This is a genomic window from Candidatus Methylopumilus universalis (genome assembly GCF_006364435.1).
Lineage (GTDB): Bacteria > Pseudomonadota > Gammaproteobacteria > Burkholderiales > Methylophilaceae > Methylopumilus > Methylopumilus universalis.
Genome location: NZ_CP040977.1, coordinates 1,195,519 through 1,219,686 on the forward strand (window position 1 = coordinate 1,195,519; position 24,168 = coordinate 1,219,686).

Below are 24,168 nucleotides of genomic sequence, written 5' to 3' on the forward strand. Positions count from 1 at the left end.
TTCATCTCTACCGATTTATCTATGGATCATTCAAGTCAAGAGTTTATCGAATTTGCCCTAAAAAAACAGGTTTTACAATTTGGTCAGTTCAAAACTAAAGCCGGTCGTCTAAGTCCTTACTTTTTTAATACAGGCCTCTTTAATGACGGTGAAAGCTTAATGAAGCTTGGTATGTTTTATGCTAAATCTATTGAAGCCTCTGAGATTCCATTTGATATGCTCTATGGTCCAGCTTATAAAGGTATCCCATTGGTGTCGTCTATTGTCATTGCATTTGCGAGCCTGGGCCGTAATATCCCTTTTGCATTCAATCGCAAAGAAAAAAAAGATCATGGTGAAGGGGGCGTTATTATTGGCACTCCATTAAAAGGGCGCGTTCTCATTGTTGATGACGTGATCTCTGCAGGAACTTCTGTGAATGAATCAGTGAATCTTATTTTAGAAGAGGGTGCCAAACCTTCGGGCATTGCGATTTCGATTGATCGAGAAGAAAAAGGTACTGGATTATTATCAGCGGTTGAGGAAATAATAGAGACACATCATTTGCCTGTCTGTCATCTCACTTCTTTACAAGAAATCATGCTTTATATCGAGCATCACGAAACTTACGCATCTCATATCAACGCCATGCGCGATTATCAAAAAGTATATGGTATTAAAGCTTAGCTTAATTTTTTCTTAAGCAAGTCATTCACCTGACCTGGGTTTGCCTTACCTTTAGATGCTTTCATAATTTGCCCCACAAGCGCGTTAAAGGCTTTTTCTTTGCCTGATCGATATTCATCTACCATGGCTTGATTATTTTTTAAGACTTCATCGATCATCGTTTCAATAAGGCCGCTGTCTGAAACTTGTTTTAATCCTTCTGACTCAATTAATACATCAATTTGAAGATCAGGACTCATCCATAACTTTTCAAAAAGTTGTTTAGCGCCATTATTCGAAATGGTGCCATCTTGAATACGTTTCAAAAGTAAACTTAATACTTCAGGCTTAATCGGTGAATGTTCAATCGATAAACTATGTTCATTCAGTTTAGAAAATAATTGTCCTAAAATCCAATTGGCAATTTGTTTAGGCTCAGCCCCTTCTTTTAATGTCGCAAAGAAATAGTCTGCGACATGCTTATCACTCGTAATGCCTAAAGCATCATAAGATGATAATTGGTAATCACTTTCTAATCTGGCTTTCATGAGATGAGGCAATTCACTCATGCCCGCTTTAATTTGACTAATTTTCTCATCGGAAATTTCTAATGGTAAGAGATCAGGGTCAGGGAAATAACGATAATCATTCGCTTCTTCTTTAGATCGCATCGCTTTTGTTTCACCTGTTTCAGGATTGAAGAGGACAGTTGCTTGTTGAATCGTTTTTCCTTCTTCTAACATCTCAATTTGCCATTGCGTTTCATAATGAATGGCTTGCTCAATAAATTTAAATGAATTCAAATTTTTAATTTCGCGACGTGTGCCTAATTTATCCGTGCCTTTTCGCTTTACAGAAACATTAATATCGCATCGGAAACTTCCCTCTTGCATATTGCCATCACAAATTCCTATCCATTGAACGAGTTCATGTAATTTTTTTGCATACGCCACAGCTTCAGCGGCCGAAGTCATATCAGGTTCAGACACAATCTCTAAAAGGGGTGTTCCTGCACGATTTAAATCAATGCCTGTGCCGTTTTCAACAGCACCATGGGATGATTTGCCTGCGTCTTCCTCTAGATGCGCTCGGGTAATGCGCACTGTTTTTTTAATCTCGCCTACTTCAATTTCAAGCGATCCTTTGCCAACCACAGGTAATTCATATTGACTAATTTGGTAGCCTTTAGGCAAATCTGGATAAAAATAATTTTTACGGGCGAAAATAGATCTTGATGCTATTTCAGCATTCGTTGCTAAGCCAAATTTAATAGCACATTGGACTGCCTCATGATTTAAGACGGGTAGTGTTCCTGGAAGTGCAATCGATAACACGCAAGCTTGCGTATTGGGTTCCGCTCCAAATGCAGTCGATGCGCCTGAAAAAATTTTGGTTTTGGTTTGAAGTTGTACATGCGTTTCAATACCAATCACAACATCCCAACTCATGAAAGCGCTCCTTCGGGCATGGCTTTATGCCAATCAGTTGCTTTTTGGAATTGATGCGCTACATTTAACATACGTGCTTCATCAAAATAATTACCAATAATTTGCAAGCCTACTGGTAGTTTATTGACAAAGCCTGCAGGAATACTCATACCCGGAAGCCCTGCAAGGTTCGTCGCAATGGTGTAAATATCTTGCAGATACATCGTCACTGGATCATCAATTTTTTCATTTGCTTTAAAAGCAGTCGATGGTGCAGTAGGTCCCATAATGACATCGCATGATTGAAAAGCTTTTTTAAAGTCTTCAGAAATAAGATGGCGTATTTGTTGCGCCTTTAAATAATATGCATCGTAATAACCTGCACTTAATACATAAGTACCTATTAAGATACGACGTTTCACTTCTTCCCCAAATCCTTCTTGGCGAGTCTTAGAATACATATCCATTAAATCATCATATTGACTTGTGCGATGACCATAACGGACACCGTCGTAACGCGATAAATTACTTGATGCTTCAGCAGGTGCTAAAACATAATAGACAGGGATTGATAGATTGGTATTAGGCAAGCTCACATCCACAATCGTGGCACCTAATTTTTTGTATTGATTAATCGCGGCTTCAATCAACTTTGCAACGTCGCCGTCCAAACCTTCAGCAAAATATTCTTTAGGCAATCCAATTTTTAAGCCCTCAATCGGCTGATCAATATTTTTTGTGTAATCTTCTTTCTTGTGATCAATCGATGTAGAGTCTTTGGGGTCAAAGCCTGCCATCACATTCAACATCATGGCGCAATCTTCGGATGATTTTGACATCGGGCCTGCTTGATCTAGGCTTGATGCAAACGCAATCATGCCGTAGCGAGACACTAATCCATAAGTTGGTTTTAAACCTGTGAGTCCACATAAGGAAGCTGGCTGCCTAATAGAGCCTCCTGTATCTGTTGCCGTAGCGCCAGGGCACATGCGAGATGCAATCGCTGCTGCACTCCCCCCCGAACTTCCTCCGGGAACTCGTGAGAGATCCCAAGGGTTTTTAACAGCACCAAAATAAGATGTTTCATTCGATGAACCCATAGCGAATTCATCCATGTTAGTTTTGCCTAGATTAACAGCGCCCGCCTCGTTAAATTTCTTCACGACCGTGGCGTCATAAGGCGCTATAAAATTATGAAGCATCTTGGAACCGCAAGTGGTAAGCCAATCTTCTGCACAAAAAATATCTTTTTGCGCAATAGGGACACCTGTGAGGGCATCCCCTTCACCTTTTTGAATTCTTTCATCTGCAAGCTTAGCTTGGGCTATCGACCGATTTTCATCGACTGTAATAAACGCATTAATCTCGGGGTTCTTTTTTTTAATACTGGCAAGATAGTCTGTCGTGATTTCGACACTTGATGTTTTCTTCTCTCTCAAAAGGCTTGAGAGTTCTTTAATGCTCCAGTCTTGCATGATTACTCAATCACCTGAGGCACAATATATAAGCCCCCACTTACTTCTGGCGCTATTTTTTGTAATTTTTCTCTTTGATTTGTTTCTGTGACAATATCTTCACGGAGTCTTTGGGTAACCGATTGGCTATGAGACATAGGGGAAATATTAGTCGTGTCCACCTTTTTCATATCTTCAATAAGATTTAATATGCCTGATAATTTTTTAATCGTCGCATCCGCCTCGTCTTCCGTAATTTTGATGCGTGCTAAATGGGCAATTTTTTTGATTTCGTCATGTGTAATCGACATACAAATAGAATTCCTGTTTTTCTAGAGAAAAGCTGTTAATTTATTGATCAATATCATGTATTATACCCTGATTCTATTGACCTTTCTTGGGTTTGAAGCGCCACTTTTTTAAAGAAATTCTAACGATAAACATGCTTAAAAAAATATTCAGTTTTGATCAATTTATGGCGAATGATATTGCCATCGACTTGGGCACTGCAAACACACTGATCTACATTAGAGGCAAAGGTATTGTTTTAGACGAGCCTTCTGTTGTAGCGATTCGTCATGAAGATGGTCCTAATGGTCCATATAGCAAAAAATCTTTATTAGCAGTCGGCATCGAAGCTAAAACGATGTTAGGTCGATCACCTCAAAATATTCAAGCGATTCGTCCAATGAAAGATGGAGTGATTGCTGACTTCAATATTACTGAAGACATGATTAAGTTTTTTATTGCAAAAGTGCATGACACAAGATGGTTTGTGCCAAGCCCACGCATTATTATTTGCGTCCCTTACGGTGCAACTCAAGTGGAGCGAAGAGCTATTAGAGAATCTGCTGAAAGAGCGGGTGCTAAGCAAGTGTTTCTAATTGAAGAGCCTATGGCAGCCGCTATTGGTGCAGGACTTCCAATCAGCGAAGCGACAGGATCCATGGTGATTGACGTGGGCGGTGGCACAACTGAAGTCGGTATTATTTCATTGGGCGGTATTGTGTACGCCAAATCTGAACGTGTGGGTGGCGACAAAATTGATCAAGCTATTATTGATTACTTGAGACGAAATTATGGCACATTGATTTCTGACCCTACGGCCGAAATGATTAAGAAAAAAATTGGTACTGCATTCCCGATGTCTGAAATTTTAGAGCTCGAAGTGACGGGTCGAAATCTTGCTGAAGGACTCCCTCGTCGACTCAAAATTAATAGCAATGAAATTCTAGAGGCCCTCCAAGAGCCTTTAAATGCCATTGTGAGTGCTGTGAAATCTGCACTTGAACAAACACCACCTGAATTGGGTGCTGATATTGCTGATAATGGCATGGTACTAACCGGTGGTGGTGCCCTATTAAGAAATCTCGATCGCTTACTTATGGAAGAAACAGGCATTCCTGTTGTCACTGCGGATGACCCTCTCACTTGCGTTGCCAGGGGCTGCGGTAAGGCACTTGAATCACTCGATCAATTCTCGACCGTATTTGCTCACGAATAATTTTTGTTTTTTGCTACTTCATTAATAGTTAAAGCTTAATGATTAAATCTCATCAACATTCATCTAAGCTTTTTAATAAAGGCCCCTCACTTTTATCCAAATTATTGTTACTCATATTCATATCGATTGTATTAATGGGTGTGGATTTTCGTTTTCATTATTTAAAAAATATTAGGCAAGTAACGAATGTGTTCACCAAGCCTTTTCATTCATTGCTCAACCTGCCAAGCGATATATACCATTTCACAACAGAGTACTTTTCCAATCAATCTCGTTTGATTCATGAAAATGAAACATTAAAACTCAATATAGATAGCCTGAAGGCTGATCTTCAACGCTTAGATTTTATAGATCAAGAAAATAATCAATTAAAAAATTTACTCGAGGTAAAAAATGCGTATAAATTTAAAACTGAAGCTGTCAGTATTATTTATTCCCGCTTTGATCCTTTTAGTCAAAAAATTATTATAGATGGCGGCCAGAATAAAGACTTTCAAGCAGGTCAGCCTGTCATTAATGCATTGGGTCTTGTAGGACAAATCAGCAGTGTTTTTCCTGAAACGAGTGAAGTGACGCTTATTGTTGATAAAAAAATGTCTGTGCCTATTCAAATACAAAGAAACGGTTTAAGAGCGATTACAAGCGGTAATGGGCAAAACGAAACGATTTCACTTCCATACTTACCCAATAGTGTCGATGTCATTAAAGGAGATATTTTAAAAACATCAGGGATTGATACGATCTACCCGGAGGGTATTATCGTCGCAGAAGTATTAGAAATTATTAATGACCCTAAGCTGCCTTTTGCAAAAATTATTTGTAAGCCGATGTCGGAGATTCGCAATCACAGCCATGTCCTTGTGGTGAAGCCTATTAACAAAATTGCAAATCATGCAGTGACTCCAAAAAATGATCAAAAAAAATAAATTGTTTTTTATTTCTTTAATCATCGCATCGATGATTAATCTCATTCATATTAATATTTTTAATACTGATTTAACGCCTGATTTTATTCTACTTACACTCATATTCTGGTTTTTTAAAAATCCTAATACAGTGTCTATCTCAACATTTTGGCTTGTAGGGCTGATCACGGATATTTTTATAGGGGATCTTCTAGGGCAGCATGCTCTTACTTATGCATCTTGTTATTTTATTGCGCAATATTTCATAAATAAAATCATGCTAAACAATAAGCATCAAAAATTGCTTTATATTTTCTTAATATTTTTAAGCGCTCAAATTATTATGCTGATTATTAATCTCACGCACGATCTTCACTATCCAGGACTGAGTTATTATCTTCAAAGTATCACAGCTGTTTTCATTTGGCATGCGCTCTCTAAATTTAGATTTTTTAAATTAGATCGATAAAGATATAAGGCTATCTTAAGATGTCTTATACTAAAAATAGTCAAAATATTTATAAGTCGCGCTATTTATTTAAGCGAAGATTAGCGCTCCTTACAGCTTTGATATCCATTGCTTTTTTAGCTATCGCTGGGCGCTTTTTTTACCTTCAAATTTTTAAATATGATTTTTACAAAGGCTTATCAGAAAATAATCGTATTGCTGTGATTCCAAATGTTCCAAATCGAGGACTGATACTCGATCGAAATGGTATTGTCATGGCAGACAACTATTTTGTTTACAGTCTAGAAATTACGCCTTCTAAAGTCAGCAATCTCAACAAAACTATTGATAATTTAAAACCTATCGTCGAATTTAGTGCCGGTGATTTAAAACAATTCAAAAAAATTTTAAAAGAGAGTTCTTCTCTAGATAGTATTCCTATCAGAACGCATTTATCAGAAACTGAGGCGGCGAGATTTGCTGCAAATAAATTACAATTTGAAGGGGTAGAAATTAAATCCAGGTTGTTTAGGCGCTATCCTAAAGGAGCTTTTGCGTCCCATCTTATTGGTCATATTAATAGGATCAATGAAGAGGATAAAGAGATCATTAAGAAATTAGGCTGGCAACAAAACTATAAAGGCACTGACTCTATAGGCAAGCTTGGTATTGAAAAATATTATGAAGCTAAACTTCATGGCACCACTGGATTCCAAGAAGTTGAAATTGATGCCAATGGAAATTCAATTCGTATTTTAAATAGCACACCTTCTATTGAGGGTGACGCCATTACATTATCGATCGATTCAAACTTACAAGAGATTGCTGAAAATGCATTTAATAAATACCGGGGTGCACTCGTCGCTTTAAATCCGAAGAATGGCGAAGTACTTGCATTTGTAAGTCGTCCTAATTTTGATCCCAATCAATTTGTAGGTGGTATTGATGTAGATGAATGGAAGGTACTGAATGAGTCATTAGACAAGCCTATGCTTAATCGTGCTATTAATGGTTTGTATCCTCCAGGGTCTACCATCAAACCTTTTGTCGCATTAGCTGCGTTAGAAAATGACATTCGTAAACCGCCTTTTAATATTAACGACCCGGGCTTCTTTACACTGCCTAACTCTGGCCATACTTACAAAGACTGGAAACCTTACGGGCATGGCGTTGTGGATATGGTGATGGCAATTACTATCTCGTGCGATACATTTTTTTATGGGCTAGGTATCGAATTAGGTATTAAAAAATTATCTGAATTTCTATCGCGCTTTGGCTTTGGTGAGACTACCCACATTGATATGTTTGGTGAAAATGCAGGCCTATTACCTTCACCTGAATGGAAACAAAAACGATATAAACAACCTTGGTATTTAGGTGAAACTGTCATTACCAGTATTGGTCAAGGCTATACACTCGTCACTCCTATGCAGCTCGCTCAGGCAGTGGCAACAATCGCTAACGGCGGATTGATGATCCAGCCAAGGCTTATCCAATCGATAAAAAATAATCAAACTGGCAAAATAGAAACGTTTAAAAATAAAATTATTCGAGAGCTACATTTCAAGCCTGAGAATTTAGCGCTCGTTAAAGAAGGTATGATGAATGTAACAGAGCCCGGCGGAACTGCTGCAAGCGTGGGTGCTGGTGCGTCATATAAAATGGCAGCTAAAACAGGAACCGCCCAAGTGGTTGAGATGAAGCGAAATCAAAAATATGATCCTAATCGCATGAATGAAAGACATAGAGACCATGCACTTTTTATTGCTTATGCGCCTGCAGAAGATCCTACAATTGCAGTTGCAATTATTGTTGAAAATGGTGGCCATGGTGGATCAACAGCGGGACCAATTGCAAGAAAACTGATGGATTATTATTTGCTTAAAAAAATAACTGTAAGCAAAGAAAATAATAAAGCAGCCTCACTTGAATCTGAATATCATGATTAAAATAAGATCACTATGTTAGAACGTTTACTTCTCCGACTACAAAAAAATATTGACTCTACTTTAATGGTCTTTATTAGCTCAGCCTTAGTGGTTGGTCTTTTTACGCTTTACAGCGCTTCAGGGCGAAATATTATCTTGGTGCTTAATCAGCTTTTTTATATTGGGCTGGGTTTTATATTGCTTTGGGTCACAGCGAAGATACATCCTAAATATTTTCAGAAATTAGCACTGCCTATTTATATCGCAGGTTTGTTGCTTCTTTTTGGTGTCATGTTTTTTGGACAATCGAGTCATGGTGCTAAACGCTGGTTAAATTTAGGGTTATTTAAAATGCAGCCCTCTGAAATTATGCGTATTGCTGTGCCTATTGCCATGGCTTGGTATCTTTCTAAAAGAGAAAATAAACGGCACGCGATCGATTATGTCATTGCCTCACTTTTTTTTATTTTGCCCGTCATCCTTATTATCAATCAGCCTGATTTGGGCACAGGACTCTTAATTGCCGCGTCAGGTTTTTATATTCTTTTTTTAGCCGGCCTAAATTGGAAATTTATTGTAGGAGGTGGCATCGGTCTTTTTTCTTTAACACCTTTTATTTGGACTCATTTACATGATTACCAGAAAAATCGAGTGCTCATTTTATTAGATCCAAGCCAAGATCCATTGGGGTCTGGCTATCACACAATTCAATCTTCTATTGCCATGGGGTCAGGAGGACTGATTGGTAAAGGCTGGCTTAATGGTTCACAAGGTCAACTTGATTTCTTACCCGAACGAACCACCGATTTTATTTTTGCAATCTTTAGTGAAGAATTTGGTCTTTTGGGCAACTTATTACTTTTAGGTCTTTATGGGCTCATTATTGGTCGGAGCCTCATGATAGCCTCACAGGCCAAAAATACATTTACACGACTTCTAGCCGCCAACATTGGGCTTACTTTCTTTACATATATCTTTATCAATATTGCGATGGTAAGTGGCATCATGCCCGTGGTGGGCGTACCTTTGCCTCTCATTAGTTTTGGCGGCACATCTATGACGATTATTTTAATTAGCTTTGGTATATTAATGAGTGTGCATTCACATAAAGAACTTGTAGGGTCATCTTAATGTTTAGAGTCTATTTTCTTGGTTTTCTCCTCCTCTCTCTCTTAACAGGTTGTGCAAGCGTTCCTTCTTTCAAGAATGATTCTCTGCCTGTGCCTTTAAAAAAAGGTGGTGGCTATTACCTCGATGATGGTCCAGGTGATAATCCTCCTGGAGATATTGATGCAATTCCTGATGCAGCACCAAAAGTAGAGCCCTTTCATGGGCGCGCGAATCAACCTTATATTGCACTCGATGCCAAGTATGTCCCGATGACTTCTTTCTACCCATATAAAGAGCAGGGTGTCGCTTCTTGGTACGGTAAGCGCTATCACGGCAAAAAAACATCGATCGGTGAAGTCTATGACATGTATGGCATGACGGGCGCCCACACTACACTTCCTATTCCATGTTATGTGCGAGTCACAAATACTGAAAATAATAAAAGCGTGATTGTCAGAATTAATGATCGCGGTCCATTTAAAAAAAATCGTGTCATCGATTTATCATTTGCCGCAGCTTACAAATTACGATTGTCTGACAAAGGTAGTGGTCCTGTAGAAGTGGAACTTATTGACCCAAGACAATTTAATGCGCTCAAAAAAACGTCTGATCTCGTTAATGAAAAAATAAAAGAAAAAGATGTGGTAGCGCCTCAAACAAAGCTAGCTGATGTTCCAATTTCAGATGAACCGCTTTATATTCAAGCAGGGGCTTTTAAAAATGAAAAAAATGCAGACCTTTTATTAAAACAACTGTCAGATATGGGGCTAGAAAATACACCGCCATTTAAAAAACAATTTTCAGAAGATTTATTTCATGTAGTCATTGGGCCTTTTACTTCGAAAGATGAAGCAAATAACATCGCAAATCTTATTAAAGCAAAAATAAAAATTAGTATTTTTGTAGTAACTAAAGAAAAGAATTAAATGTCCGATAATCATATGCCACCAGAAACCCTGATTGAGTTTCCATGTCATTTCCCGATTAAAGTGATGGGAGAAGTCCATGATGAATTTACATCTACGGTCATTGAAATCATTAAACAAAAAAATGGTAGCTTTGATCCGAGCACAATCGAGATGAAAGGAAGTAGTGAAGGTCGTTATATCAGTCTTACATGCTTTGTTTATGTTACAAACAAGCCGGAATTAGATGACATCTACCGATCACTTTCAACGCACCCAATGATTAAAGTCGTTCTCTAGATTTATGTCGATCAATGTGAAATATCTTGGTGTCACACCTTATGAATCTACTTGGAATAAAATGAAAATGTTTACTTCCAACAGAGTTGATTCCACGCAAGATGAAATATGGATTACGGAACATGAGGCTATTTATACATTGGGTTTAAATCGAAAAGATTTTAAAAAGCCTTTAAGAACTGATATTTCAGTTCTTCCTGTTGATCGAGGTGGAAAAATTACGTATCACGGCCGAGGTCAGCTCATCATTTATCCACTTATCGATCTTAAGCGCTATCAACTCACCATTAGATCTTTTGTGACTTTAATCGAAAAAAGTATTGTGAGTTTTTTATCCCGTCGTGATATCAAAGCCAATGCTAAAATAGAAGCCCCTGGAGTCTATATTGAACATAAAAAAATTGCTTCATTAGGATTGCGTATCAAAAATCATGCTTCATATCATGGTTTAAGCATGAATATTGATATGGATTTGTCTCCTTTTGAAGCGATTGATCCCTGTGGCTTTAAAAACTTACAAATGACACAATTAAAAACATTTACAAATGATGTATCGATTGAAGCTATAGGCTTTGAAATTGCGAACGATATTAAACATCAGCTACTCAATTTAAAATGATAAAACCTAATATTTCAAAACCTATAGGTGTCAAAGAAATTAATTTTGAGAAAACTTCTAAGATTCCTATCAAAATTATTGAAGCGCCTATCAAAGCCAAACCGCATTGGATCAAAATGCAGCTACCTCAAAGCCAGCGATTTAATGAAATTAAGTCAATTTTAAGAAAAAATAATCTTCATAGCGTTTGTGAAGAAGCCAGTTGCCCCAATATCGGCGAATGCTTTAGTCAAGGTACTGCTACATTTATGATTCTTGGTGATCTTTGCACAAGACGCTGCCCATTTTGTGATGTTGGCCATGGCAGACCTTTGCCCCCTGATGCAGATGAACCCAAAAAATTAGCCCAAACTATTCTCGAGCTTAATTTAAAATACGTTGTGATTACAAGTGTAGATCGAGATGATCTGCGCGATGGCGGCGCTCAACACTTTGTCGATTGTATTAAAGAGATTCGCAGCACTTCACCCAATACTAAAATCGAAATTTTAGTGCCGGACTTTAGAGGTCGCCTTGATAAAGCGCTCGATATTTTAAGCTTGATGCCACCTGATGTTTTTAATCACAACCTTGAGACCATTCCACGACTTTATAAAAAAGCACGTCCAGGTTCAGACTATCAGCACTCACTGAATTTACTATTAAATTTTAAATTGAAGTTTCCCGATATCCCGACGAAGTCAGGACTTATGCTGGGACTGGGTGAAACAAATAGTGAAATCATTGAAGTGATGAAAGATTTAAGATCGCACAAAGTTGAAATGCTGACCCTTGGACAATATTTACAGCCAAGCGCTCACCATCTTCCTGTGGATCGTTACGTGGATCCAAAAGAATTTGATGCTTTAAAAGAAGAAGCAGAACAGTTGTTATTTTCATCAATAGCGAGTGCGCCCATGGTTAGAAGTAGTTATCACGCAGATATTCAAGCGCATGAGGCTCAAAACTAAATGGTTCCTCATTTAAAAACTGCTCTCACAGGGCCACTTCTTTCATTAGAAAAACATCTCATTCATGAAATGGCAAATATTGAACATTGGTTTCGCATTCAATGGCTAGAGCATGCAGCTCCCTTTTACGCATCTGTTGATTTAAGAAATGCAGGATTTAAACTAGCGCCGGTTGACACTAACCTTTTCCCAGGAGGATTTAATAATTTAAATCCAGACTTTTTATCACTTTCTGTTCAGGCGGCTATGGTGGCAGTTGAAAAAGTTTGTCCTGAAGCGCATCGCCTTTTAATTATTCCTGAAAATCACACACGAAATATTTATTACTTGAAAAATTTATTTGAATTACAAAATATATTAAGAAAATCAGGTCTAGAAGTTCGCATTGGTAGTGTAGATACAAGCATTTCTGAACCTACAACCATTGCAGTTGAAAATAATAAGTCTTTACTTATAGAGCCTTTAAAGCGCATCAAAAATAGGTTAGTACTTGAAAACAAGACACTCGGTAATTTTGATGCATGCGCCATATTATTAAATAATGATTTATCGGCTGGCATTCCTGATATCTTAAAAAATATTGAGCAAAATTTAATACCCCCTCTTCATGCAGGATGGGCATCACGGAGAAAATCGCAACACTTTAAAGCTTACGACGATGTCGTGAAATCATTCGCTGAATTTATTAAAGTAGATCCCTGGCTTATAAACCCTTATTTCGATCATGCAACTGGTATTGATTTTCATGCAAGACAAGGCGAAGATGAACTTGCGACAAAAGTAGAGCAAATCTTAAATAAGATTCAATCAAAATATAAAGAATATAAAATTGAGCATGAACCCTTTGTGATTGTTAAAGCAGATGCTGGAACTTATGGTATGGGCATTATGACAGTGAAACATGGTGACGAATTAAGAAATTTAAATCGAAAATCGCGAAATAAAATGTCTGTTGTAAAAGAGGGCTTGGAAGTTTCAGAAGTGATTATTCAAGAAGGCGTCTATTCTGAAGAATGTATTAACGAAGCAGTCGCAGAGCCTGTCGTTTATATGATAGATCATTTTGTTATTGGTGGTTTTTATCGTGTGCACACCACACGTGGTAAAGATGAAAATCTTAATGCGCCTGGTATGCATTTTGTACCTTTAGCCTTCGAAACTTCTTGCTCGACACCTGAGATAGATGAGTCGCCACTTTCAACGCCCAATCGATTCTATGCTTATGGCGTAATCGCAAGATTAGCACTTCTTGCAGCATCCATTGAACTCGAAACGCATGATCCAATGAATCAATAATTATGCCTATTCTCTTTATAATCGACCCGCCTCATTCCTTACATTTAAAAAAGGATTCGACCTTTGCCTTAATGAAAGAGGCCATTAAACAAAATCATGAAGTTTATTTTTGTTTGCAACATGACTTATATATAGATGCCAACCAATTGTTTTGTAGAACGCATCGTTTTGAAGTAAATATTTTTCCGAATCATGCAAAAACTTATGAAACATATCCTATTTCATTTTTTAATGCGCTCTTTATGAGAAAAGATCCGCCAGTTGACCAAGCTTATCTTCATACGACTTTCTTATTAGATATTGCCGAAAAATCAAATGTGAAAGTATTTAATAAACCTTCTTCTATCAGAAGTTGGAATGAAAAAATATCTATACTTCAGTTTGACGAGCTCATACCTAAAACTTTAGTCACAGCCAATCCAGAAATTGTGAAACAATTTTTTAAAGATCATGGCGACATCATTTTGAAGCCACTTGATGGTATGGGCGGAAAAAATATTTTCCGCGTCAGTGAATTTGAAAAAAATCTTAATGTAATTTTAGAGATTATGACCAATCATGGCCATCAAATGATAATGGCCCAGCAATATATTCCAGAAATTAAATTAGGTGATAAACGTATTATTATTATTGAAGGAAAACCTTTTCCCTATGCGTTGGCTCGCATTCCCATGGAGGGCGAAACGCGGGGCAATTTGGCATCAGGGGGCCAAGGTGTCGCACAGGCTCTGGCAGAAAGAGATATGGAAATTGCTTCGATCGTAGGCAAAAAGCTATTGAGTGAAGGTCTTCATTTTGTAGGCATTGATGTCATTGGTAATTTTTTAACAGAAATTAATGTGACAAGCCCAACCGGTATCGTTGAACTTTTTGAACAGACAAAGCAAAATCCTGCAGAACTTATTATCAATGCGCTTCATTAAGTTTTTTTTTATTCTTGTAGGTTTTTCTTTTCTTCAGTCTTGCTCTCAACCCTCCTTATACCAATCTAAGCATTATGTATTTGGAACTATTGTAGACATTTCTATTTACGGTGAAAAAGAAGAGAAAGCAGAAGAGGCCGCCAAACTAGTTCTAGAAGAATTTACAAGACTTCATAACTCTCTTCATGCTTGGAAAAAAAGTGATCTTACCGATCTCAATGAATCTATTTCAAAAAATAAGTCTTATAGAAACGCCTCTTCAGAACTTATTGAGATTATAAAAAATGCGAGAGAGCTCGAAGTCACTTCTAATCATCTCTTTAATCCAGCAATAGGCGAACTCATCAATTATTGGGGATTTCATCAGGATGAATTTACTCCAATCTATCCAAATGAATCAAAAATAAAAAGTCTCGTTGAAAGAAGTCCTTCTCTAAGCCAGCTTCACATTTCAGGCACAACTATCAAGAGCTCAAATTCTTACGTCAAAATTGATCTCGGTGGATATGCAAAAGGTTATGCGCTTGATCGTGCAAGTAAAATTATCCGTGAGCATCATATTAAAAACGCACTTATCAATATTGGTGGGAATATTATGGCAATTGGTCAACATGGCAGTAAACCGTGGCGTGTTGGCATACAAGATCCTAGAGGAGCACAAGCGATAGCAAAAGTTGATTTGCCAGACGGATGGGCTATTGGGACATCAGGCGACTATCAAAGATATTTTATAAATGATGGGAAGCGCTATTGCCATCTTATTAACCCCTTGACAGGATATCCAGTCGAAGGCATCTATTCTGTAACTGTGCTGATCGAGCCGTCACAAAGTGCCGGAACTTTATCCGACGTTTTATCTAAGCCGCTTTTTATCAGCAAGAAAGAAAATAGAAGGGATATGGCAAAAAAACTTGGGATCTATCACTACTTAATTATTGAAGAAAAACACATATCGATGACTAAAACAATGGCAGATAAAATTCAATTTTTAAATCCCCTTACCCAAAAGAATAATCAAATTGAAATTACCCTCTAAATTTTTTCTTGGTGACAGCCTTATTGTATTGGTAAGTCTTATCTTTATAATTTTCGCTTTTAAGACTTTCTGGCATTTTGAAACAGGGAGTGTCGTTCAAGTAAATTTTCAAGGAAAAACATATGGAAACTTTAGTCTATTTCAAGATAAAAAAATTAGCCTGATTGGCCATGAGGGTGAAAGTATAATTGAAATTAAAAATGGTCGGGCTCGTTTTAAATCGGCTCCATGTAAAAATCAATATTGTATTCAACAAGGCTGGATTAGTTTCACAGGGCAAATGTTGATTTGTATTCCTAATGAAGTGAGCATTGAAATTTTAGGTAAAACGAAAGCTTATGACTCGCTCAATTATTAAAATCAAAACGACATTACTAGATCATCAAATTGCGCAATTAAGTGCGATTGCCATAGGTCTAAGCCTAATTGAATCGGTATTGCCATCCCCCATGCCAGGAGTAAAGCCTGGTATAGCTAACATCATCACGCTTTATGCTATCTATCGCTTTAATTTTAAAACAGCCATGTGGGTGAGTATCCTAAGGGTCTTTGCCACAAGCCTTATATTAGGTCAATTTTTAAGTCCTACCTTTATGCTGAGTTTGACCGGATCAATGTTGAGTCTTTTGACTTTATATTTTGCAATTAAATTACCATCTAAATTTTTTAGCCCCATAGGTCTATCCGTCCTATCTTCTTTTGCACATATTGCAGGTCAGCTTATGCTTGTTCGTTTATGGCTTATCCCTCATGCCAGTATCTATTATTTAATTCCTATCTATAGTGCGGCTGCACTTTTATTTGGATGCATCAACGGTTGGATTACCTATCGATTACTTAAACAGCACAATTCCATATAACACTTCAAGATAATGCTAAAATAAACAAAGTCAAAAAAGGTATAGACATCATGAAAAAATATCTATGTATTTACATAAGCGCTTTATTACTTCTTAACTTAGTAGGATGCGGTACCAAAGGAGGCTTATATATCCCTGAACAAAAATATCCGCAAGATACAGCGCCTGAGAAAAAATAAATAATGGGCAAAACGTCATTCATTCATTCTGACCATGGTGTGCTTTTTGCAGAAGGCGTTTCTCTTGAATCCATTGCAAAGCAATTTAGTACACCCACTTATATTTATTCGAAAAATACACTCATTCAAACCTTTGAGTCTTTTAAAAAAGGGCTTCTTAAGACGGATCACCTTATATGTTTTGCAGTGAAATCTAATTCTAATATTGCGATTCTTAATCTCTTTGCCGGACTAGGAGCAGGATTTGATATTGTGTCAGGTGGCGAACTTGAGCGTGCCATATTTGCCGGCGGCGATCCACAAAAAATTGTATTTTCAGGTGTGGGCAAAACGGAGTCTGAAATTTCAGCTGCTTTAAAAGCCAATATATTATGTTTCAATGTGGAATCTCGAAGCGAGCTTATGCGCATTCAAGGAGTTGCAGAAAAAATAAATATCAAAGCACCTATCTCTATCCGAGTAAATCCTGATGTCGATGCCAAAACTCACCCCTATATTTCAACTGGACTAAAAGACAACAAATTTGGTGTCGATTTTAATCAAGCACTCTCGCTATACCTTGAAGCAAAAAGTATGAGTCATATTAATATCAAAGGTATTGATTGTCATATTGGTTCACAAATTACAGAACTAAAACCTTTTGTGGATTCAATGGATCGAGTGCTTACTCTTGTAGATCAACTTAAAAAAAATAATATTCATTTAAGTCATATCGATATTGGTGGTGGCATTGGTATTTGCTACCAAGATGAATCCCCGCCCGACTTTGAAATCTATACAAAAGAAATCTTAAATAAGATTAAAGACCTTAATATCAAAATTATTTTCGAACCTGGTCGAGCACTTGTCGGTAATGCAGGTGTGCTTTTATCTAAAGTGGAATATTTAAAACAAAATGATATCAAACACTTTGCCATCATTGATGCGGCCATGAATGATCTCATGCGACCTACCTTATATGATGCTTATCATGAAATTAAAGTAGTTCGCGAACATGATGCGAAGACGCAATCGTTTGATGTCGTAGGTCCCGTATGTGAAAGTGGCGACTTTATTGCAAAAAATCGATTATTAAAATTAAAAGAAAATGATCTCATTTGCATAATGTCGGCTGGAGCTTATGGCATGAGTATGAGTTCAAACTACAATTCACGTGGACGCGCTGCTGAAGTCATGGTGGATCAAGATAAGCTTTATGAAATTAGAACACGTGAAAAATCGAGTGACTTATTTAAGCTCGAAAAGAAGCTACCGCTTTAATCAAAAATAACGGTTTTATTCGCATAAATAAGAATGCGATTCTCTATGTGCCATCGCACAGCTTTAGATAAAACGATACGCTCTAAATCTCTACCTTTTTGAATGAGATCTTCGACTTGGTCGCGATGTGAGATACGATCGATATCCTGCTCAATGATCGGACCCTCATCTAAGACCTCAGTAACATAGTGGCTTGTGGCCCCAATCAATTTAACACCTCGCTCAAAAGCTCGATGATAAGGCCTTGCACCAATAAAAGCAGGCAAGAAAGAATGGTGAATGTTAATCACGCGCTGTGGGTAACGTTTTACAAAATCTTCGCTTAAGATTTGCATGTAACGAGCAAGCACTATGAAATCGACTTGAAATTTATCAAATAATGCAAATTGTTCTGCTTCAGCTTCTTTCTTTTTATCTTTCTCAACTGGGATATGAAAAAAGGGAATGCCATAAAATTCAGCGAGTTTTTGTGCGTCTAAATGATTACTAATAATGAGGGGAATTTCACATTGAAGCTCGTTATTCTTATGGCGATGAAGCAAATCTGCCAAACAATGATCGTATTGCGACACCATAATCGCCATAAGAGGCTTGTCTTTGGAGAGCTTTAATTCCCATGTCATCTTATATGTTTTAGCGATACCCTGAAAGGCTTCGGCAAAAGAAGCTTCATCTAAAGAAAAGTCTTTTAGATCCCATTCAACCCGCATAAGGAAAAGACTATTTTCCGCATCTTGATGCTGGTCGGCATGCAAAATATTTGCATTATGTTGATATAAAAAATCTGCGATAGCTGCCACAATACCTTTAGTATCTGGGCAAGTAATTAATAAGGTCGCTGAATTTTTCATAGGATTATGTGTCAATTTTGAATAAAACGAATTATACATGGACAATCAGGAATAAAATAATAGGCTGTCCATATCAAAACCCCTAAAATATCAATCTATGACAGATAAAATCAATATTCTTTTAGCCAACCCCCGTGGCTTTTGTGCGGGTGTTGATCGTGCCATTCAAATCGTAGAAGAAGCTCTTATACAATATGGCAAGCCTATCTATGTAAGGCACGAAGTTGTACATAATCAATATGTGATCAATGATTTAAAAACAAAGGGTGCTGTTTTTATTGAAGATCTGAATGATGTGCCGAAGGGTGCGCATGTGATTTTTAGTGCGCATGGCATTTCAAAAGCTATTCGTGAAGAAGCTAAGTTACGTGAGCTTATTCCTATCGATGCGACCTGCCCATTGGTTACCAAAGTCCATGTTGAAGTAAACAAAATGCTTAATCAAGGTATGGACATCGTTATGGTCGGACACAAAGGCCATCCTGAAGTGGAAGGCACGATGGGTCAAATCGAAAAACATCAGTCAAACCGTAAGATGTATTTAATCGAAACCGTTGAAGATATCAAAAGTTTGATTGTGGATCGTCCGGATAAACTTGCCTATGTGACTCAAACGACACTTTCAATTGACGATACGAAAATAATAATCGACACTTTAAAAATAAAATTCCCAAATATTCAAGGGCCAAAAAGTGATGACATTTGTTATGCCACGCAAAATAGACAAGATGCAGTCAAAGAAATAAGTAGTCTTTGTGATCTTATTATTATTGTGGGCTCCAATAACAGCTCTAATTCCAATCGCCTTAAAGAGCTAGCTCTCAGAGAGGGGGTGGAATCCTATATGATCGATCATGAAGATTTACTTCAATCATCTTGGCTAATTAATAAAAAAAATATTGGTATTTCCGCTGGGGCTTCCGCACCTGAGATAAGTGTTAAAAATATTGTAAATAAAATTGAATCACTTACAAAAGCTTCTATCACTGAACTTCCAGGTATCGAAGAAAGTATTATTTTTAAATTGCCTAAGATTTAAATATGTCTTTCAAAAAACCCATTTCATCTCTTGTATTAATTTACACAGAGGATTTTAAAGTGCTTCTTATGGAGCGCGCTGACAAGAAAGCCTTCTGGCAATCCGTGACAGGAAGTTTGGAAGAAAATGAAACGCCAAGTGAGGCTGCAGCAAGAGAGGTGTTTGAAGAAACTGGGATTCATACAAATCAACATTCACTTGAAGACTGGCACTTATCTCACGTCTATGAAATTTATGCCCATTGGCGTTATCGTTATGCCCCTGATGTCACACACAATACAGAACATATTTTTGGTCTTAAAGTGCCAGCTGCGATACCTATTCAATTATCAGCAGACGAACATGTGCAATATCTATGGTTAGATTGGAAAGAAGCCATGGATAAAGTTTTCTCTTGGACTAATGTCGAAGCTATTAAAAAATTAGCCGAAATTCATCAACTAAAACTGTAAAATAGATGGTCTATGCAACTCGCTCAAATTAAATTTAATACGTTTGAATCTATCAGCGATGAAGATTGCCAACAAAGAATTATTGCAGCCAAAAATAAACTTGGTAAAAATTTAGTCATCTTAGGTCATCACTATCAGCATGAATCGGTTTATAGACATGCAGACTATACAGGCGACTCACTTAAACTTTCTCGTATCGTTGAGTCGCTTGATGCTAAATATATTGTATTTTTAGGCGTGCACTTCATGGCAGAAGTCGCCAATATCTTATCAAGGCCTGATCAGCTTACCATTCTCCCAGACTTAGCAGCAGGTTGCTCCATGGCAGACATGGCCAATTTAAGCAAAGTAGAAAGAAGTTACCGAGAGCTCTCAAAAGTACTTTCATTTGACGAAGTTGTCACTCCTGTCACTTATATTAATTCTGCAGCCGATCTTAAAGCTTTTTGTGGTGAACATGGAGGCATTGTATGCACTTCAACGAATGCAACAAAAATTATTGAATGGTCATTTAAACAGCGGGAAAAAGTTTTATTTTTTCCAGATCAGAATCTGGGTCGTTGGAGTGGTCACAAAATGGGCATTCCTTTAGATGAGATGCCGGTTTGGGATCCAGATCTCCCACTTGGAGGACTCACTGAAGCAGAGATTAAAAAAGCTAAAATCTTTTTATGGAAAGGTCATTGTGCAGTTCATCAAATGTTTCGCCTCCAAAATATTGAGCGCTTTAGACAAGAGCATCCGGATGGCAAAGTCATCTCTCATCCTGAATGTCCTTTTGAGGTCTGTGCTCATTCGGATTATGTCGGGTCGACGGAATATATTTTAAAAACTGTCACAGAAGCTCCCAGAGCTACTAAATGGTTAGTAGGCACTGAACTTAATTTAGTCAATCGCCTTGCAAATCAAATGAAAACTGAAGATAAGCTTGTGCAATTTATGTCACATGTTATTTGTGAATGTTCAACCATGGCACGAATCGATCCTCAACATCTTGCATGGTGCTTAGAAAATATTGTAAATAATGAGCCTGTGAATATCATTAAGGTGCCCGAAGATGAAGCGAAGTTAGCTAAACTTACTCTCGACCGTATGCTTCAGGTGTCATAAATGACGTCATGCACGATTTGTAATCTTATTGAAGGTGAAATTGTCTGGAGTGATGATAAGCTGCGCGTCGTCCTTATAGACGATGAAAGTTACAGAGGTTATTGTCGTGTTGAATGTATTCATCATATAAAAGAAATGACAGATTTGGATGAGGCGCTGCAATTGAGAATCATGCGATGTGTATTTAAAGTAGAAGGGGCTTTAAGAAAAATCTTTCATCCTGAAAAAATTAACTTAGCAAGCTTAGGCAATAAAACACCGCATATTCACTGGCATGTCATTCCTCGTTTTAAAGAGGATCCACACTTTCCAAATTCGCATTGGGGAGAAAAGCTACGAGAAGGTTTACGTCAACCGATATCACCCGAAGAAAAAGAAGACCTTATTAAATTATTAAATCAATCCTTAAGCTAATAAGCGCGTTACTATTTTCCCTTGCTGAATGTGGCTTTCGATAATTTCATCAATATCTTGTTCATCTATAAAGCGATACCAAGTAGCTTCGGGATAAATGACAAGTAAAGGCCCCTCGTCACATCGATCAAAACATCCTGCTCGGTTAATTCTCACTTTAGATTCACCATTTAAATCAAATGATTTAATTTTTGATTTCATGTACATGAACATATTTTCAGCCCCTTTGTCCGAGCAACACGCTTCGCCATCCTCGCGCTGATTTAGACAAAAGAAAATATGATGTTTGTAATAATTCATTTATTGGGATGACAAGGTGTCGTCTTTCGTAAAAGTCCATGTTCTTGTAATGCTCAGTATATCCACTTCTTTTCGAATATCTTCAGGAAACGTAGCATAGGGAGCGCCTAATTCCACAATCCTTTTAGCAGCATCATCTAGTATTTTAAATCCTGAACTTTGATTAATCTCAATATTATCAATTCTTCCATCAGGCTTTAAAGATACAGTCATCCTTAGTTGGCCTGAAAATTTTTTTTCGCGCGCTTCCTCTGGATAATTCATATTACCTAAAGTCTCTACTTTTTGTCTCCATGCTTCTGCATAAAGCGCATATTTATATTCTTTGGTGCGAGCACCAATATATTTTCGTCTAGGTTGTTTCTCAAAATTAGAGATTTGATTTGAAAGAGCGGCGTCTGATACACTAATTTCACTTGCACTTGCCAGGATCTCTTCTTTACTTATCGATTTATTAATCACTTTTGATTCTTTAGGCTGCTGCACTGCTTTAGGCTCATTCAATACTTGCGCATCTTTTTTTACAATCTTTTCTTGTGATGAGCTTGAAGCCTTACCAACAGCTGACTGATCACCACGATTATTTAATTGAAATGTGTTTTTATTTTCAGTGATCATTGGTAGTGGTGTTTTTTTATGGGCATCTTTTTCTGTATTACCACCCTTATTTGAATTGCTTTGCGCTAAAACGTCTGCATCTTCTTGGTGATTGTCTTTAGAGTTTGTTAAAACTACTTCAATCTGGGAGAGTTGGTTCTTGAATGGTTTAATAGGTTTAAAATGTATTAGCTGGATGGCTAGAAAATGCAGCACAAAGGATAAGAGAATTGAAAGCTTAAGAATATTATTCTTGTATATGCTTTCATCCATAGTCATAAATTAAACTAATCCCTTTAGTAAGGTTTGATGAATGCCATTGAAACTGCCGTTACTCATGACGAGAATATGATCGCCTGATTTTATCTCTTTTAAAATAGCATCTACAAAAATTTTCATATCATGCCCTACGAATGATTTATTTTTTATAGGAGCCAAAGCCTCTTCAGCATTCCAAGTTAATTTTTCACCATAACAAAATACTTGATCTGCATCTTTTAAACTTTCAGGCAGTGCACTTTTCATTGTGCCTAATTTCATTGTATTAGATCTTGGCTCCAAGACTGCTATGATTCTGGCTTTCCCTACTTTAGCTCTTAATCCTGCAAGCGTTGTTGATATCGCTGCTGGATGATGCGCAAAATCATCATATATTGTAATACCGTTTTTTATACCAATACATTCCATTCTACGTTTTACATTTTTAAATGTTTGCAAAGCCTCTATCGCATCTTCTAGTGTCACACCAACATGGTGCGATGCCGCAATCGCAGCTAATGCATTCATACGATTATGATGACCTAGGAGATCCCATGATAAAGTGCCAACCAATTTAGCAAGATTTAAGACTTCAAAAGATTGATCTTGATTGACCTTGCCAATGGATAAGCCTTGTGGACTTCCAATATAAGCTTTTTCAGACCAACAACCTTTACCCATGACTCTTTTTAAACTATCTTCTTCATCATTAATAATCACACGTCCGATACTGGGCACCATACGCACCATATGATGAAATTGCGCTTCAATCGCATGAAGGTCTGGAAAAATGTCTGCGTGATCATATTCAAGATTATTAAGTATCGCAGTCTTCGGATGGTAATGAACAAACTTAGATCGTTTATCAAAAAAAGCTGTGTCATATTCATCTGCTTCAATCACAAAGAAAGGTGAAGTTTCATTCGAGTCATTTTTTTGTGGCAAACGTGCTGAAACATCGAAGTTGAGTGGGACCCCACCAATAAGAAATCCGGGTGCATAGCCATTAAATTCTAAAATCCATGCAAGCATCGATGATGTTGTCGTTTTACCATGCGTCCCTGCAACTGCAAGTACCCATTTGTCTTTTAAAATGGCTTCGAAAAGCCATTGCGGTCCTGATATATATGGCAAGCCTCGATTCATAATTTCTTCCATCAGAGGATTGCCACGGGACACCACATTACCAATTACATAAAGATCTGGCTTGAGTTCAGTTTGTTTTTTATCAAAACCTTCGATAAGTTCAATACCGACACTTTGTAATTGGGTACTCATAGGTGGGTATACATTCGTATCGCAACCCGTCACGCGATAACCTGAAGCTTTTGCTAAGGAAGCCAAGCCACCCATAAATGTTCCACAAATGCCTAAGATATGAATATGCATTTTTATTTT

The 24,168-nt window shown here is 37.4% G+C and carries 28 protein-coding genes; 21 read left to right on the plus strand and 7 right to left on the minus strand.

The window, feature by feature from the left end; translation table 11 throughout:
* Positions 1-21 precede the first annotated feature (21 nt).
* On the plus strand, positions 22-666 hold the full coding sequence (gene pyrE / locus FIT70_RS06315; RefSeq protein WP_139931245.1) for an orotate phosphoribosyltransferase: 645 nt from the start codon (positions 22-24) through the stop codon (positions 664-666).
* Here the strand turns inward: pyrE and gatB are convergent.
* From gatB to gatC, 3 genes are read right to left on the minus strand one after another with little or no spacing between them, the layout of a single operon-like run.
* The gene (gene gatB, locus FIT70_RS06320) at positions 663-2,093 is read right to left on the minus strand and encodes an Asp-tRNA(Asn)/Glu-tRNA(Gln) amidotransferase subunit GatB (RefSeq protein ID WP_139931247.1); all 1,431 of its coding nucleotides are present in this window, start codon (positions 2,091-2,093) and stop codon (positions 663-665) included. The genes pyrE and gatB overlap by 4 nt on opposite strands.
* On the minus strand, positions 2,090-3,547 hold the full coding sequence (gene gatA, locus FIT70_RS06325) for an Asp-tRNA(Asn)/Glu-tRNA(Gln) amidotransferase subunit GatA (protein ID WP_139931249.1): 1,458 nt from the start codon (positions 3,545-3,547) through the stop codon (positions 2,090-2,092). Before gatA ends, gatB begins: the two co-directional genes overlap by 4 nt.
* A 2-nt stretch (positions 3,548-3,549) precedes the next feature.
* Positions 3,550-3,837: an Asp-tRNA(Asn)/Glu-tRNA(Gln) amidotransferase subunit GatC gene (gene gatC / locus FIT70_RS06330; RefSeq protein WP_139874895.1), complete on the minus strand. Its 288-nt coding sequence runs from the start codon at positions 3,835-3,837 to the stop codon at positions 3,550-3,552.
* Positions 3,838-3,968: 131 nt separating this feature from the next.
* Here gatC and FIT70_RS06335 point away from each other — a divergent pair, with 131 nt between their 5' ends.
* The 16 genes from FIT70_RS06335 to lysA are packed head-to-tail and all read left to right on the plus strand — an operon-like array spanning position 3,969 to position 17,749.
* Positions 3,969-5,030 carry a rod shape-determining protein gene (locus tag FIT70_RS06335; RefSeq protein WP_139868574.1) on the plus strand — a complete coding sequence of 354 codons (1,062 nt, stop codon included), beginning with the start codon at positions 3,969-3,971 and terminating at the stop codon, positions 5,028-5,030.
* A gap of 38 nt (positions 5,031-5,068) precedes the next feature.
* The gene (gene mreC, locus FIT70_RS06340) at positions 5,069-5,956 is read left to right on the plus strand and encodes a rod shape-determining protein MreC (protein WP_139874896.1); all 888 of its coding nucleotides are present in this window, start codon (positions 5,069-5,071) and stop codon (positions 5,954-5,956) included.
* Entirely contained in the window at positions 5,940-6,404 is a 465-nt protein-coding gene (gene mreD / locus FIT70_RS06345) for a rod shape-determining protein MreD (protein ID WP_139931251.1), read from the plus strand. Before mreC ends, mreD begins: the two co-directional genes overlap by 17 nt.
* A 20-nt stretch (positions 6,405-6,424) precedes the next feature.
* Positions 6,425-8,332 carry a penicillin-binding protein 2 gene (gene mrdA, locus FIT70_RS06350; RefSeq protein ID WP_139931253.1) on the plus strand — a complete coding sequence of 636 codons (1,908 nt, stop codon included), beginning with the start codon at positions 6,425-6,427 and terminating at the stop codon, positions 8,330-8,332.
* Positions 8,333-8,344: 12 nt separating this feature from the next.
* Entirely contained in the window at positions 8,345-9,442 is a 1,098-nt protein-coding gene (gene rodA, locus FIT70_RS06355; RefSeq protein WP_139931255.1) for a rod shape-determining protein RodA, read from the plus strand.
* A complete protein-coding gene (locus tag FIT70_RS06360; protein WP_139884825.1) occupies positions 9,442-10,347 on the plus strand; it encodes a septal ring lytic transglycosylase RlpA family protein in 906 nt (301 codons plus the stop codon). Before rodA ends, FIT70_RS06360 begins: the two co-directional genes overlap by 1 nt.
* Positions 10,348-10,626 carry an HP0495 family protein gene (locus tag FIT70_RS06365; RefSeq protein WP_139931257.1) on the plus strand — a complete coding sequence of 93 codons (279 nt, stop codon included), beginning with the start codon at positions 10,348-10,350 and terminating at the stop codon, positions 10,624-10,626.
* A 4-nt stretch (positions 10,627-10,630) separates the two neighbouring features.
* Entirely contained in the window at positions 10,631-11,245 is a 615-nt protein-coding gene (gene lipB, locus FIT70_RS06370; protein WP_139884827.1) for a lipoyl(octanoyl) transferase LipB, read from the plus strand.
* On the plus strand, positions 11,242-12,195 hold the full coding sequence (gene lipA / locus FIT70_RS06375) for a lipoyl synthase (protein ID WP_139931259.1): 954 nt from the start codon (positions 11,242-11,244) through the stop codon (positions 12,193-12,195). Before lipB ends, lipA begins: the two co-directional genes overlap by 4 nt.
* Complete coding sequence (gshA, locus tag FIT70_RS06380) at positions 12,196-13,491, plus strand: glutamate--cysteine ligase (RefSeq protein WP_139884831.1); 1,296 nt, start codon at positions 12,196-12,198, stop codon at positions 13,489-13,491.
* A 2-nt stretch (positions 13,492-13,493) separates the two neighbouring features.
* Positions 13,494-14,414, plus strand: coding sequence for a glutathione synthase (gshB, locus tag FIT70_RS06385; RefSeq protein ID WP_139874904.1), 921 nt, complete (start codon positions 13,494-13,496; stop codon positions 14,412-14,414).
* Entirely contained in the window at positions 14,401-15,450 is a 1,050-nt protein-coding gene (locus tag FIT70_RS06390) for an FAD:protein FMN transferase (protein WP_223257729.1), read from the plus strand. Before gshB ends, FIT70_RS06390 begins: the two co-directional genes overlap by 14 nt.
* Positions 15,434-15,808, plus strand: coding sequence for a NusG domain II-containing protein (locus tag FIT70_RS06395; RefSeq protein ID WP_189340851.1), 375 nt, complete (start codon positions 15,434-15,436; stop codon positions 15,806-15,808). Before FIT70_RS06390 ends, FIT70_RS06395 begins: the two co-directional genes overlap by 17 nt.
* Entirely contained in the window at positions 15,789-16,310 is a 522-nt protein-coding gene (locus FIT70_RS06400; protein ID WP_139884837.1) for a Gx transporter family protein, read from the plus strand. The genes FIT70_RS06395 and FIT70_RS06400 overlap by 20 nt, the downstream gene beginning before the upstream one ends.
* 50 nt (positions 16,311-16,360) lie before the next feature.
* Entirely contained in the window at positions 16,361-16,489 is a 129-nt protein-coding gene (gene lptM / locus FIT70_RS06935; RefSeq protein ID WP_223257730.1) for an LPS translocon maturation chaperone LptM, read from the plus strand.
* 3 nt (positions 16,490-16,492) lie between these two features.
* The gene (gene lysA, locus FIT70_RS06405; protein ID WP_139931263.1) at positions 16,493-17,749 is read left to right on the plus strand and encodes a diaminopimelate decarboxylase; all 1,257 of its coding nucleotides are present in this window, start codon (positions 16,493-16,495) and stop codon (positions 17,747-17,749) included.
* On the opposite strand, the gene purU is transcribed toward lysA, so the two are convergent.
* Positions 17,746-18,600, minus strand: a complete 855-nt coding sequence (gene purU, locus FIT70_RS06410; RefSeq protein ID WP_139874908.1) for a formyltetrahydrofolate deformylase — start codon at positions 18,598-18,600, stop codon at positions 17,746-17,748. The two genes, lysA and purU, sit on opposite strands and share 4 nt — an antisense overlap.
* 97 nt (positions 18,601-18,697) lie before the next feature.
* Between purU and ispH the strand changes: the two genes are divergently transcribed.
* The 4 genes from ispH to FIT70_RS06430 are packed head-to-tail and all read left to right on the plus strand — an operon-like array spanning position 18,698 to position 21,615.
* Positions 18,698-19,639 (plus strand): 4-hydroxy-3-methylbut-2-enyl diphosphate reductase, encoded by a 942-nt coding sequence (gene ispH / locus FIT70_RS06415; RefSeq protein ID WP_139931265.1) that lies wholly within the window; start codon positions 18,698-18,700, stop codon positions 19,637-19,639.
* Positions 19,640-19,641: 2 nt separating this feature from the next.
* Complete coding sequence (gene nudB, locus FIT70_RS06420) at positions 19,642-20,091, plus strand: dihydroneopterin triphosphate diphosphatase (RefSeq protein WP_139931267.1); 450 nt, start codon at positions 19,642-19,644, stop codon at positions 20,089-20,091.
* 12 nt (positions 20,092-20,103) lie between these two features.
* Positions 20,104-21,201, plus strand: coding sequence for a quinolinate synthase NadA (gene nadA, locus FIT70_RS06425; RefSeq protein WP_139931268.1), 1,098 nt, complete (start codon positions 20,104-20,106; stop codon positions 21,199-21,201).
* Positions 21,202-21,615 carry an HIT family protein gene (locus FIT70_RS06430; RefSeq protein WP_139931270.1) on the plus strand — a complete coding sequence of 138 codons (414 nt, stop codon included), beginning with the start codon at positions 21,202-21,204 and terminating at the stop codon, positions 21,613-21,615.
* On the opposite strand, the gene FIT70_RS06435 is transcribed toward FIT70_RS06430, so the two are convergent.
* The 3 genes from FIT70_RS06435 to mpl are packed head-to-tail and all read right to left on the minus strand — an operon-like array spanning position 21,607 to position 24,159.
* Positions 21,607-21,915 (minus strand): (2Fe-2S) ferredoxin domain-containing protein, encoded by a 309-nt coding sequence (locus FIT70_RS06435; protein ID WP_139884849.1) that lies wholly within the window; start codon positions 21,913-21,915, stop codon positions 21,607-21,609. The genes FIT70_RS06430 and FIT70_RS06435 overlap by 9 nt on opposite strands.
* Entirely contained in the window at positions 21,916-22,785 is an 870-nt protein-coding gene (locus tag FIT70_RS06440) for an energy transducer TonB (protein ID WP_189340852.1), read from the minus strand. It lies immediately after the preceding gene.
* Between the two features lie 9 nt (positions 22,786-22,794).
* The gene (gene mpl / locus FIT70_RS06445; RefSeq protein WP_139931274.1) at positions 22,795-24,159 is read right to left on the minus strand and encodes a UDP-N-acetylmuramate:L-alanyl-gamma-D-glutamyl-meso-diaminopimelate ligase; all 1,365 of its coding nucleotides are present in this window, start codon (positions 24,157-24,159) and stop codon (positions 22,795-22,797) included.
* Positions 24,160-24,168: the final 9 nt, after the last annotated feature.

What these genes read in the sequence shown, in the direction of transcription:
- pyrE (WP_139931245.1), top strand. Translation starts at nt 22, where the DNA reads ATGGATCATTCAAGTCAAGAGTTTATCGAATTTGCCCTAAAAAAACAG.
- gatB (WP_139931247.1), bottom strand. Translation starts at nt 2,093, where the DNA reads ATGAGTTGGGATGTTGTGATTGGTATTGAAACGCATGTACAACTTCAA.
- gatA (WP_139931249.1), bottom strand. Translation starts at nt 3,547, where the DNA reads ATGCAAGACTGGAGCATTAAAGAACTCTCAAGCCTTTTGAGAGAGAAG.
- gatC (WP_139874895.1), bottom strand. Translation starts at nt 3,837, where the DNA reads ATGTCGATTACACATGACGAAATCAAAAAAATTGCCCATTTAGCACGC.
- FIT70_RS06335 (WP_139868574.1), top strand. Translation starts at nt 3,969, where the DNA reads ATGCTTAAAAAAATATTCAGTTTTGATCAATTTATGGCGAATGATATT.
- mreC (WP_139874896.1), top strand. Translation starts at nt 5,069, where the DNA reads ATGATTAAATCTCATCAACATTCATCTAAGCTTTTTAATAAAGGCCCC.
- mreD (WP_139931251.1), top strand. Translation starts at nt 5,940, where the DNA reads ATGATCAAAAAAAATAAATTGTTTTTTATTTCTTTAATCATCGCATCG.
- mrdA (WP_139931253.1), top strand. Translation starts at nt 6,425, where the DNA reads ATGTCTTATACTAAAAATAGTCAAAATATTTATAAGTCGCGCTATTTA.
- rodA (WP_139931255.1), top strand. Translation starts at nt 8,345, where the DNA reads ATGTTAGAACGTTTACTTCTCCGACTACAAAAAAATATTGACTCTACT.
- FIT70_RS06360 (WP_139884825.1), top strand. Translation starts at nt 9,442, where the DNA reads ATGTTTAGAGTCTATTTTCTTGGTTTTCTCCTCCTCTCTCTCTTAACA.
- FIT70_RS06365 (WP_139931257.1), top strand. Translation starts at nt 10,348, where the DNA reads ATGTCCGATAATCATATGCCACCAGAAACCCTGATTGAGTTTCCATGT.
- lipB (WP_139884827.1), top strand. Translation starts at nt 10,631, where the DNA reads ATGTCGATCAATGTGAAATATCTTGGTGTCACACCTTATGAATCTACT.
- lipA (WP_139931259.1), top strand. Translation starts at nt 11,242, where the DNA reads ATGATAAAACCTAATATTTCAAAACCTATAGGTGTCAAAGAAATTAAT.
- gshA (WP_139884831.1), top strand. Translation starts at nt 12,196, where the DNA reads ATGGTTCCTCATTTAAAAACTGCTCTCACAGGGCCACTTCTTTCATTA.
- gshB (WP_139874904.1), top strand. Translation starts at nt 13,494, where the DNA reads ATGCCTATTCTCTTTATAATCGACCCGCCTCATTCCTTACATTTAAAA.
- FIT70_RS06390 (WP_223257729.1), top strand. Translation starts at nt 14,401, where the DNA reads ATGCGCTTCATTAAGTTTTTTTTTATTCTTGTAGGTTTTTCTTTTCTT.
- FIT70_RS06400 (WP_139884837.1), top strand. Translation starts at nt 15,789, where the DNA reads ATGACTCGCTCAATTATTAAAATCAAAACGACATTACTAGATCATCAA.
- lptM (WP_223257730.1), top strand. Translation starts at nt 16,361, where the DNA reads ATGAAAAAATATCTATGTATTTACATAAGCGCTTTATTACTTCTTAAC.
- lysA (WP_139931263.1), top strand. Translation starts at nt 16,493, where the DNA reads ATGGGCAAAACGTCATTCATTCATTCTGACCATGGTGTGCTTTTTGCA.
- purU (WP_139874908.1), bottom strand. Translation starts at nt 18,600, where the DNA reads ATGAAAAATTCAGCGACCTTATTAATTACTTGCCCAGATACTAAAGGT.
- ispH (WP_139931265.1), top strand. Translation starts at nt 18,698, where the DNA reads ATGACAGATAAAATCAATATTCTTTTAGCCAACCCCCGTGGCTTTTGT.
- nudB (WP_139931267.1), top strand. Translation starts at nt 19,642, where the DNA reads ATGTCTTTCAAAAAACCCATTTCATCTCTTGTATTAATTTACACAGAG.
- nadA (WP_139931268.1), top strand. Translation starts at nt 20,104, where the DNA reads ATGCAACTCGCTCAAATTAAATTTAATACGTTTGAATCTATCAGCGAT.
- FIT70_RS06430 (WP_139931270.1), top strand. Translation starts at nt 21,202, where the DNA reads ATGACGTCATGCACGATTTGTAATCTTATTGAAGGTGAAATTGTCTGG.
- FIT70_RS06435 (WP_139884849.1), bottom strand. Translation starts at nt 21,915, where the DNA reads ATGAATTATTACAAACATCATATTTTCTTTTGTCTAAATCAGCGCGAG.
- FIT70_RS06440 (WP_189340852.1), bottom strand. Translation starts at nt 22,785, where the DNA reads ATGGATGAAAGCATATACAAGAATAATATTCTTAAGCTTTCAATTCTC.
- mpl (WP_139931274.1), bottom strand. Translation starts at nt 24,159, where the DNA reads ATGCATATTCATATCTTAGGCATTTGTGGAACATTTATGGGTGGCTTG.